The organism is Acinetobacter sp. HR7, from assembly GCF_000773685.1.
In the GTDB taxonomy this organism is placed as follows: domain Bacteria; phylum Pseudomonadota; class Gammaproteobacteria; order Pseudomonadales; family Moraxellaceae; genus Acinetobacter; species Acinetobacter thermotolerans.
Genome location: NZ_JPQO01000171.1, coordinates 1 through 10,390 on the forward strand (window position 1 = coordinate 1; position 10,390 = coordinate 10,390).

At 41.9% G+C, this 10,390-nt stretch carries 10 protein-coding genes and 1 pseudogene; 1 reads left to right on the plus strand and 10 read right to left on the minus strand.

The window, feature by feature from the left end:
• Nucleotides 1-29: 29 nt before the first annotated feature.
• Together GW12_RS09075 and GW12_RS09080 are read right to left on the minus strand one after the other, a co-directional pair.
• Nucleotides 30-1,202: a hypothetical protein gene (locus GW12_RS09075; RefSeq protein ID WP_034586593.1), complete on the minus strand. Its 1,173-nt coding sequence runs from the start codon at nt 1,200-1,202 to the stop codon at nt 30-32.
• Nucleotides 1,203-1,255: 53 nt separating this feature from the next.
• On the minus strand, nt 1,256-2,104 hold the full coding sequence (locus GW12_RS09080) for an ABC transporter substrate-binding protein (RefSeq protein WP_034586596.1): 849 nt from the start codon (nt 2,102-2,104) through the stop codon (nt 1,256-1,258).
• 162 nt (nt 2,105-2,266) lie between these two features.
• Between GW12_RS09080 and GW12_RS09085 the strand changes: the two genes are divergently transcribed.
• Nucleotides 2,267-2,992: a class II aldolase and adducin N-terminal domain-containing protein gene (locus GW12_RS09085; RefSeq protein WP_034586599.1), complete on the plus strand. Its 726-nt coding sequence runs from the start codon at nt 2,267-2,269 to the stop codon at nt 2,990-2,992.
• Between the two features lie 68 nt (nt 2,993-3,060).
• On the opposite strand, the gene GW12_RS09090 is transcribed toward GW12_RS09085, so the two are convergent.
• The 8 genes and pseudogenes from GW12_RS09090 to GW12_RS09120 all read right to left on the minus strand — a co-directional run bounded on the left by GW12_RS09090 (nt 3,061) and on the right by GW12_RS09120 (nt 10,095).
• Entirely contained in the window at nt 3,061-3,933 is an 873-nt protein-coding gene (locus tag GW12_RS09090) for a phytanoyl-CoA dioxygenase family protein (protein WP_034586602.1), read from the minus strand.
• Nucleotides 3,934-3,961: 28 nt separating this feature from the next.
• Nucleotides 3,962-4,801, minus strand: coding sequence for an ABC transporter substrate-binding protein (locus tag GW12_RS09095; protein WP_034586605.1), 840 nt, complete (start codon nt 4,799-4,801; stop codon nt 3,962-3,964).
• A 168-nt stretch (nt 4,802-4,969) separates the two neighbouring features.
• Nucleotides 4,970-5,704 carry an amino acid ABC transporter ATP-binding protein gene (locus GW12_RS16210; protein WP_227504156.1) on the minus strand — a complete coding sequence of 245 codons (735 nt, stop codon included), beginning with the start codon at nt 5,702-5,704 and terminating at the stop codon, nt 4,970-4,972.
• A 126-nt stretch (nt 5,705-5,830) separates the two neighbouring features.
• Nucleotides 5,831-6,481: pseudogene (locus tag GW12_RS16215) on the minus strand (amino acid ABC transporter permease); the annotation flags it as partial.
• 337 nt (nt 6,482-6,818) lie between these two features.
• Nucleotides 6,819-7,976: an acetylornithine deacetylase gene (gene argE, locus GW12_RS09105; protein WP_034586610.1), complete on the minus strand. Its 1,158-nt coding sequence runs from the start codon at nt 7,974-7,976 to the stop codon at nt 6,819-6,821.
• Nucleotides 7,977-7,986: 10 nt separating this feature from the next.
• A complete protein-coding gene (locus GW12_RS09110; protein WP_034586613.1) occupies nt 7,987-8,958 on the minus strand; it encodes a LysR family transcriptional regulator in 972 nt (323 codons plus the stop codon).
• Between the two features lie 30 nt (nt 8,959-8,988).
• A complete protein-coding gene (locus GW12_RS09115; RefSeq protein WP_034586615.1) occupies nt 8,989-9,660 on the minus strand; it encodes a DUF1028 domain-containing protein in 672 nt (223 codons plus the stop codon).
• A gap of 21 nt (nt 9,661-9,681) precedes the next feature.
• Nucleotides 9,682-10,095, minus strand: a complete 414-nt coding sequence (locus tag GW12_RS09120) for a RidA family protein (RefSeq protein ID WP_034586616.1) — start codon at nt 10,093-10,095, stop codon at nt 9,682-9,684.
• Between the last annotated feature and the right edge of the window lie 295 nt (nt 10,096-10,390).

The following is a 10,390-nucleotide window of genomic DNA, read 5'->3' on the forward strand; positions in this document are numbered from 1 at the left end:
GCGGTCTTTTTTATTTTTTAGCTGAAAACTTAGAACAGATAAGACACCTGCAGATTCAGCATATGTTCTGTTTTGTCTCCACTTCCTATCGCATAAGAATCTGCTGGGCCACCAATCAGGAAGTCATTTTTACCCATGATATAGTCAGCAACAAACATCAGGTCCTTATAGTACGCTGTTACACCTAGAATATGACGGGTTGAATCTTTAAAACCATCCTCTGATTTATCATATTGGCTATACATAAAGTGCGGTTCAATTTCACTAAATTTACCTACATCTTTAAATGAATAAGCCAGATCGACGGTATAGAACATGCCTTCATTCGCCACCATAAAGTTGTCATCGAATGAACCCATCAAGGATGCTTTAGGTGTTATTGGATCAGCATTGTCTACATCATTCTTACCTAATGTCACGGTAACGCCGAGGTTGTTATAACGTAAGTTACCAAATAATGCCCAAGCCTGACGGTCTCCTTCAGTGTTAAAGGTTTTATTGTCAATATCAGATGACCAGTAAGAAGCGCCTACACTGCTTGAAACGCCTTCAGGTAAACCGGAAATGTCCTGCTGAACGCGAGCAATAAACATATCTGTTTCGTCTAGATGGCTGATTGCACTATTTTCAGGTTTGACGAAATTAGTTGTATAACGACTGGCATCTTCTGAATATGGGCCGCTATAGCTACCACCATCACCCGGGAAATAACCGAGTTCAAGTTTGGTACCCGTATCGAATTTACCCTGATATTTGATCCCGAGGTTATGCACATCTTCCAGACCCACCTGGGTGATCACACCACCATAATAGTTACTTTCCCAGTAACGCCCGGGACCAAATGGTACAGCCTGGATACCGGCCTGAATCAGGTGCTTGTCATTGATGTTATAGCCTAAATAGCCATCTACTAACGTTGAAAAGTCACAGAGTTTGTCAAACTGGTAGCAGCGGTATTCTACATGACCAAACAGCTTAGGTGATTTATAGTCCAGATTGACACGTGCTGCATCAAAGGTCAGTTTATGGTCATTCTCCGTCCAGCTCTTGTCCTGATATTTAGCTCTAACAAAACCAGATAGTGTTAATGCACCCAGATCACTTTTTTCATCACCAATCGTGAGATCTGCAGCATAAGCTGAAGTTACGATTCCCCCAAGCATCAGGATTGAGCAGCACGCGCTTAGTACTTTCATTTTCATTATAACGATCCTATTTCGTATTTAACTTTCATTCTTTCAATGCGATTTTTGGATTACTTCGGCATGTAGTTCTGGATGTCTTCATCCGTTGGTGCCTGTAACTTGTATTTGGCAATCAGCTGGTCGTACTCTCCGGATTTCTTCAGCGCATCCAGACCTTGCTGAATTTTGTTGTAAAGTTCAGTGTCGCCTTTACGTACTGCAATACCACCAAGGATTGGGAAGAATGGTTCAGTTGAGCTGATGACGACACGGCCTTTTAATTTCTCTACAGTACTTTGAGCAACGCTGGTATCGTCATACTGTGCATCCACTGCTTTGGCCAACAATGCTTGTACCGCTTCTGGTGAAGTTACGAATTCACGGATAGTGATCGCAGGTTTGCCTTTAGCTACACAGCTTTCATCTGAAATCTGACGTAACTGTTCTGGGAATAAAGCGCCTTTTTGTGCCGCAATGGTTTTGCCACAAAGGTCATCGCGTGTTTTTGGTTGATAATCGGAGTCAGCCAAAGCCACCACAGATTCAGTGGTGATGAAATATGGCACCATATCCACTTTTTCTACGCGTTCTTTAGTGATGTATAAACCAGACAACAGCAGGTCAAATTTTTTCGCATCCAGACCAGTCAGCAGGTTAGAGAAACGGCTGTCGATAAAGTTTGCTTTATCACCTGATTGTTCAAATATTTTTTCAGCAATTTCGATATCGAAGCCGACAGCTTTGTCATTTTCAAAATATTCAAATGGAGGGAAAGTAATATCACTACCAACTTGATACACTTTGCCAGTCGCAGCTTTCGTATCACCTTCTGCCTGCTCTGCCGGTTTGCTACATGCAGTTAATCCAACTGCCAGAGATAAAGCTGCAATCAGCGGTTTTACTTTCAAAATTGATCTCATACACAAACTCCAATTCAACGGATATAATTGCTATACAACTGTTATACGTGAGTTTTTTGCATAAAGTAATTTTGAATTTCCTAGTCACTAGGCTGAAAATTACGATCCAGCGTTTGGTCTAAAAATATTAGAATTTTCATACACTTTATTTAGGTCAACGCGATGAAAACTGAACTAGAATTACGCATAGATTTGGCAGCTGCACTCCGTTTAAGCGCAAAATTAGGCATGCATGAAGCAGTAGCGAATCACTTTAGTGCAGCAGTCTCTGAAGATGGCAAATCTTTCCTGTTAAACCCGAAATGGGTACATTTTTCCAAGGTCAAAGCCAGTGACTTGATCCTGGTTCATTCCAATGATCCAAACAGTTTTGAAAAAGGAAAAATTGATGCAACGGCATGGGCAATTCACGGCCAGATCCATCAACTGCGTCCTGACATTAAAGTTATCATGCATTTGCATCCCATTTATTCAACAGCACTGTCCTGCCTGAAAAATCCGACCATGTTGCCCGTTGAACAGAACAGCGCGCGTTATTTCAACCGTGTCTCTTATGACAGCCATTACGGCGGTATGGCAGATCAGCTGGCTGAAGGACAACGACTGGCCAGCCTCTTACAACAAAATAAACGTCTGCTCATGGGTAATCATGGTGTCCTGATTGGCTCACATGATATTGGCATTGCTTTTGATGATATGTATACCTTTGAACGTGCAGCGCAGATCCTCATCAATGCTTATTCTACTGGTCAGGCACTCAATATCCTGAATGATGAGGTTGCGGAAAAGACCGCGCAGGACTGGGAAAAAATTGAAGACTTTAGCATTGCCCATTTTGAAGAAATGAAATCAATTTTGGCGGCTGAAGATCCAAGTTTTATGGATTAAGTTTTCAATTTATTTTGCACAATAAAAAAAGAGCTTCAAATGAAGCTCTTTTTTTATGGGATCTGGTTTTATGCCACTTCTTCCAGTCCAGCTTGCTGCACAAAGAAAGATGCACCTTTAGGTTTTTGTGGCAGTTTTAGCTGGTTCGCTGACATACGGATCTGACCACTTTCTTCACCATACACCAGTTGACCCTGATGTTTGCTTGGTAGCGGGTTATCGGAAATTGGCATCGCGTCTTCCGCTGCATATACCGTGATGAACAGGTAACGTGGTAATTCAGTCTGGTTCGCCCCTGAAGCATGCAGTAAACGCGTATGCATGAAACATACGGAACCGGCAGGACCTGTACAAGATACATAGTTCTGACATTGTTCAGCTTCAACAGCCTCCTCAACTTTTCCGGTGAAACGACCATCTTGCCAGTGATTATAAAGTTCACCTTTGTGGCTACCTGGAATCACTTGCAGTGGACCATTTTCAGCCGTCACTTCACCGACCATCAATAATGCAGTAATCATGTCATCATTGGTATGTGGAGTAAATGGAAAGTCCTGATGCCATTTTACTGTGGTGACTGTATGCGGGAGCTTGGCATTGACTTTACTGTGATGGAAACGGGTACCACTACCACCAATCAGTTGGCCGGCCATGGTCGCCATTGCTGATTTCATCGCAGTGTCATAATAAGCGTCTGAAATTTCCGTTGGCGAGCTCACACGGCGTAGTGATGGATGCGCAGCACTGTGGTCTGCCGGATCAACATCAAAGCGTGGACGGCCATCTAAGGTTTCACCATAAGCTTCAGAATATTCACGGCTTTCATCCACCCAGCTTTCCAATTGCTGACGTAAACCTGCCAGCTGTTCAGCAGTCAGTACATTTTCAACAACGAGATAACCATCACGATGAAATTGGTCAATTTGCGCTTGTGTTAACATCTTCTGTTCCTCTTATTTCAATTGAATCTTATTTCGCCATCACTGCTGCAACATCGGCATCAGTCGGTGCTTTTAAACCATAATCAGCTAAAATTTTTTCGTATTCGCCCGAAGCTTTCAGCTTGTCCAGGCCTTCTTTCACTAGCTGATACGTTGCGGTATCCCCTTTACGGATACCAATTCCGCCTACTGTCGGGAAGAACTGTTCAGTTGAAGTGACTTTGACTTTGTCTGGTAAATTTTTCGCTGCAGCCGTCATCACCGCTGCATCGTCATACTGAATGTCCACGGCATGGGCCAATAAAGCCTGGGTCGTTTGTGGTGAAGTTTCAAATTCACGAATGGTGATGGATTTTTTGCCTTGAGTCGCACAACGCTCCTGGGAAATTTCCTGCACCTGAGTCGCAAATGCGGTACCTTTCATGACACCTACCGTTTGACCGCACAAATCGTTAGGACCTTTTGGCATCAGGTTCGAGTCTTTACGTACCAGCAAAGAAATATCAGTTTTGTAATACGGGATCATGTCGATCTGCTCGAGACGTTCTTTGGTGATATACATGGACGAGAACAAAATATCGAACTTATTGCCTTTTAGACCCGGAATCAGGTTCGCCCAACGCGTATCCTTCCAGTCAGGCTTATAACCCTGTACTTCCCCAATTTTTTCCATTATTTCCACACTGACACCACTTGGCTTGCCATCATCCAGAAATTCGTATGGCGGGAAGGTTAAATCCGAACCTACAGTGACAGATTTGGTTTCTGTTACAGCTGCCTGTGTTGATTCAGTTTCTGCTTTTTTCGCACATCCAGTGAGTAATAAACTTCCCATCAATGCAGTGAATAAAAAAGATTTTGTTTTCATTAATACCACCCTACCCTTAAATTATCTTTATGCTTCGAATATATATATAAAGCTGTAATAATCCGATTAGTATTTTTTTATTCAACACTTTATAAAAATAAAATACTTCCGAATTTTAAATATGCATAAAAAAAGCAGCTATCAAGGCTGCTTTAAATATATAGTGATTTAAGCTGCTTTATAAATGAATTTTTCTAAACGTTCATTATTGGCATTTTTTAAAGCTTCTGGCGTGTCATTTAAAACTACATGACCATTTTCCATAAATACTACACGATCTGAAACTTTAAAGGCAAAGTGCATTTCGTGGGTCACAATAATCATGGTCAGTCCTTCTTGTGCCAACTCCTCGATCACTTTTAATACTTCGTTCACCAGTTCAGGATCCAATGCCGATGTTGGCTCATCAAACAGGATAATGGAAGGTTGCATTGCCAGTGCACGGGCAATCGCGACACGTTGTTGCTGACCACCAGACAGTTGGTGCGGGTACTTGTTAGCGTGCTGTTTCATGCCGACTTTTTCCAGCATTGCCAGTGCCGTGATTTTGCTGTCCAGTACCGTTCCCATATTGTGATAGAGCGGTGCTAACATCACATTTTCCAGAATGGTTTTGTGTGGGAACAGGTTAAAGCTCTGAAATACCATACCCACATGAATGATCTGTTTTTTGTACTCAGGTGAGTTTTCAGTAATTTCCTGATCTTTTAGGAATGGCTGACCCAGCAGATTGACAGTTCCTTGATTCAGGCTTTCCAGACCATTCAAGGTACGGATGAAGGTGGTTTTACCAGAACCGGATGGACCAATGATTGAAATCACTTCACCCCATTTCACTTTCAGGTCAATGCCTTTTAACACTTCCTGATTGCCATAAGATTTATGGATATTGATCGCTTCCAGTGCATATTCACCAGCACGTTCTGGCTTCACATCCTTACGCGCATTAATTGAAGCTTTAGGCAATTGATATAATGGATCTTTTTCATCAATCAGGCCTGGTTTACGATTAGTGATGTCAATTTTGCGCTCTAGCCAGCCCAGCAACCAACCAAATACGGTCACGATCAGGACATAGTAGAAAGCAACCGCCAGCATGGTTTCCATTACCAGGAAGTTTTGCGTGTACAAGCGTTGACCTACCAACAGAATTTCAGTCAATGAAATCACGGAAACCAGTGAAGTCAGTTTCACGATTGACACGTATTCATTGCCCAAAGCGGGTAACGCAATACGGAAAGCTTGTGGAATCACAATCAGGCGTTGAATGCCAGAATATTTAATCCCCAACGCCTTACCTGCTTCAATCTGGCCCTTATGTACAGAAGTCAGGCCACCACGGTGAATCTCTGCAATATAAGCAGCTTCACTCAAGGTCATGGCAAGCAGGCCAGCAATAAATGGCGATGCAAGCACCACACTGGAAGCTGGAAAAATTTGTGGCAGGTTGTAGACAAACACCAGTAATACCAGCAATGGCAGGCTCCGGAAAAACCAGATATATATATCGCTGGACCAGGATAGTGGTTTAAATTTTGACTGTTTGCCAAGCGCCAGTAAAAAGCCCAGTACAATACCAATCACCCAGACCAGCACACTGAGTTCGATCACGGTCCAGGTCGCCAGCCAGAAATTTTTGTTGGTAAATAAATCTAAGGTATAGGTCCAGTTAAAATCCATAAAAGTCCCCCATTCGGACGATTTTTCTCTATTAATGTTTTTATAGCTAAAAATAGGGAAATAAGTAATTTTTAAAAAGTGATTCAATACCACAGCTTTTTAAAAGCAATAAAAAAGGCCAATATAAAATTGGCCTTTCATTTAAAATAAATCGATATATAAAATATATGTTCGCTATTTTATATAATAGCCAACCATAATATGCAATATTTATTTTTCATAAAATTAAAATAAGATTATGCTTTTAAACGGCTTTGTTGCATAAATATGTAAGCATCTGATTTAAATAAATTTAATTTTGGATTAAAAAATAATCAAAACTTTTAAAATCATATAGTTATGAAATCTTTATGCAACAAAGCCCTTTTAAACTCATTAATAATTTCTCCAGAAAAATATCACACTGGTTTAATTGTTCTATATCGACATATTCATTCGGTTTATGTGCGACTGCAATATCTCCCGGGCCACAGACAATCACCGGACAGTCCAAGGCATCCTTGAATAAGCCGCCTTCTGTACCAAAGGAAATGTTTCCAATCTGCGTATCTGATGGCAGTAACTGCTGGATAAATTTTACTGCTTCAATAGTTTTTGAGGTTTTTAGGCCTGGATACTGATTCATTTCTTCCACTTCAATCTGCGAACGGAAATCTTCAGTGACTTTTTCGAGAATTTGTTCCTGAATAGCCTGACTGCTATCTTCAGCCAGATGCCGGATTTCATAATCTACCACACACAGGTTCGGCACAATATTTAAAGCCGTACCACCTACAATTTTCCCCACATGTACCGTGGTATAGGGAATGTCATAGCCAGAATCCTGATGCCCCTGTTCTTTTAAATAACTTTGCACCTGTTGTAATGAATCGACCAGGCGGCTAGCGACATGAATCGCATTCACATATTTCGGTGCTAAAGCTGAATGTCCTTCTTCCCCATGACAATGTGCTCGATAAACTGTTTTACCCTTATGCGCCAATGCTAATTGCATCATGGTGGGCTCACCAATCACACACAAAATCGGTTGGACAATACTGGAGGCGAGATGATCCAGAATACCTCGCACACCAATGCAGCCAATTTCTTCATCATAAGAAATGCATAAATGTAATGGCCGCTTAAGTTGCAACTGTGAGGCTTTTAGCATGGTGACAATGGCACAGGCCAAAAAGCCTTTCATATCCGCTGTGCCACGACCATAAATACGCTGATCTTTGGTTACGGCTTCAAAAGCTGGGCTGTCCCATTGTTGCCCTTCTACCGGCACCACATCTGAATGACCTGATAACATCACACCAGGTTGATCTTGAGGACCAGTGGTAGCAAACAGGTTGGCTTTGGTTTTCTCTGCATTAAAATTCAGGTTGACCTGAATGCCATGGCTTTCAAATAGTTCTTGCACAAAACGAATCAGCTCTAGATTGCTTTGATAGGAAATGGTCTGAAAGGCAATCAGTTTGGAAAGAAGCTGAATACTGTTTAAATCGCTCAATGCTGAGACCTCATGCTGTAGCTTTCATCTTGATATGCGGATCGAAGAAATGCGCGTCCGCCATACCAGGAATATATTGATTGGATAAAAATGCACGGCAGCGACTGATGAATGCCTGAGAAACCGTATTCAATGTGGCATTTTTCGCGGTCGCCAGTCCAATCTGCATCGGACGATGTTCACCGGCAATACGTAGGCGAACCAGACGTTTTCCATCCAGTGAGTAATTGTTTTTAGGACGCACATTTAAAATGGTATAGCCCAGATTATTGGCGACCATGGAACGCACTACATCTACATGCCGTGATGAATGTGCGACTTGCGGGCTTAATTTATGGTTACGGAACAGCGAGATGAAGTAGTCATTACTGAATGGCATATCCAGCAATACCATCGGCAGTTCAGCCAGCTCTTCCAGTGTTACTGCGACATTCTTGGCTAAGGGATGTGCTTCACTGACTAACACATGAGGTGGTAATACCGCCAACGGTTCAAAATTAATCAGGTCATGATCAATATTCAAGTCATAGGTTAAGACGACATCCAGCTCATTACGTGCCAGACTATTCAGCAATACCTGCTGATCATCCTCACATAAATCCAAAGTAACGTGCTTATATAAATTGGTGAAGCCGTGAATAATTTCGGCATAAATCATCGGAGAAAAAGCGGTAAAACATCCTAAGCGTAATGGACCACTAATTGATCCAGAGAAATCTGCCGCCAGAGAATACAAGCTGTTGGCCTGACTTAGAATGAATTTGCATTCCTGCATCACCTTCTCGCCAATATTGGTCAGAATCAGGCCCTTGGCATGCTGACGAATAAATAGTTGGACTTTTAATTCTGACTCAATATGTGCAATCGCGGCTGAAATTGAAGGTGAAGAAACGTGAATTTTTTCAGATGCAATGATAATGCTACCGCTTTCAGCAGTAGCAACGAAGTATTGCATTTGACGTAGAGAGATTCGATTGAGCACAACTGCATCCTTTAAAAGCGCAGTGAAGCATTACTCATCGCCGGGGACCCCATAGCTTGGAGAACTTGCGGGATTAATCGCACGTACGACGTAATCTTCAACCTGCGGTTCATATACTTTCCAGAGTTGGTGCAGATCTTCAATCGGGGTATCAGACCAGTCGACACGTAAATTGATCACGGGCCATTCCACCTTATCCACCACCAACAGACCTGCAGAATGAACTGGTCCAGCTTCTCCACCGGCAGCAAGCCCTGCTTTGAGTGCCGTCATTAACCGCTCAGCCAGGCTACCTGATGCTGCATGAAAAGCATCTACCATGACTTGAGAAACCTCTTGTTTTGCCAAAAGATTTCCCGCACCAACAGCATGCTCACCTATGCACTGAGAAAACACACCGAGTGAATGTTTGCCACTAAATGCAGCAGGCTTCTCGTCAGAATTGATCAAAGTAAGCTGTCGATACTCGATAAATTCGGTATTTTTCACCAATTCTGCGATGGATTCTTCTGGAGACAGATCATATTTGGTCATATCTAGCAAGATGTTTGCCAACTTTGGATCAGTGATGTTCTGAGATGTAGCAACCCCCACACCGGCTTTCGCCTGTAAGCATCGCGCGGCTACGGCAGGAGATGAGGAGCAGATTGCTCCTCCAAACTGCCCTGTTTTATGGCATCGTGCAATAATCGAAAATGTCATAGGCAATTTTCCTCAAATCAATTAGTCAGGAATTACTGCGGTTGCATCAATTTCGACCAGCCATTCAGGGCGAGCCAATGCTGAAACAACAATACCAGTCGATACAGGGAATACGCCTTTTAACCATTTACCCACTACACGGTAAACTTCTTCGCGGTAACGAGGGTCAATGATATAAATCGTGATTTTGCAGATATCTTCGAGTTCGCCGCCAGCTTCTTCTAGCAGCATCTTGATGTTATACATCGCCTGTTCTGCCTGACCCGCTGCATCGCCAATACAAACACTTTCTGAAGTATCCAGGTTTTGACCAATCTGTCCACGCAGGAACACTGTACGGCCACGTGCTACAACCGCCTGACATAAATCGTTATCTAAGTTTTGTTCTGGGTAAGTTACTTTCGTATTGAATGTTCTAATGCGTGTATGTTTCATATGAGAAGTTCCTCTGTTTGGTACATTCTCAGTATGAATCAACGCCTTGATAAGGCAATTTTCCTTTTCCGTGGTACTAATTTATTATTTCCTTATTAAATTAAAAATTTATATTTATTATTATTTTTCAATTATTTATGATTTATATTTATTTTTTTATAGTGCGTAAATGCCTATTCAAATAATCACCTACTTGAATGATTGAACTATATTTAAGCAATTATTTTGATTAACGCCAATCTCAACTTTTTAAGTCATTGAAATAAAAAGGACATAACCTCATTTTAAATCCGTT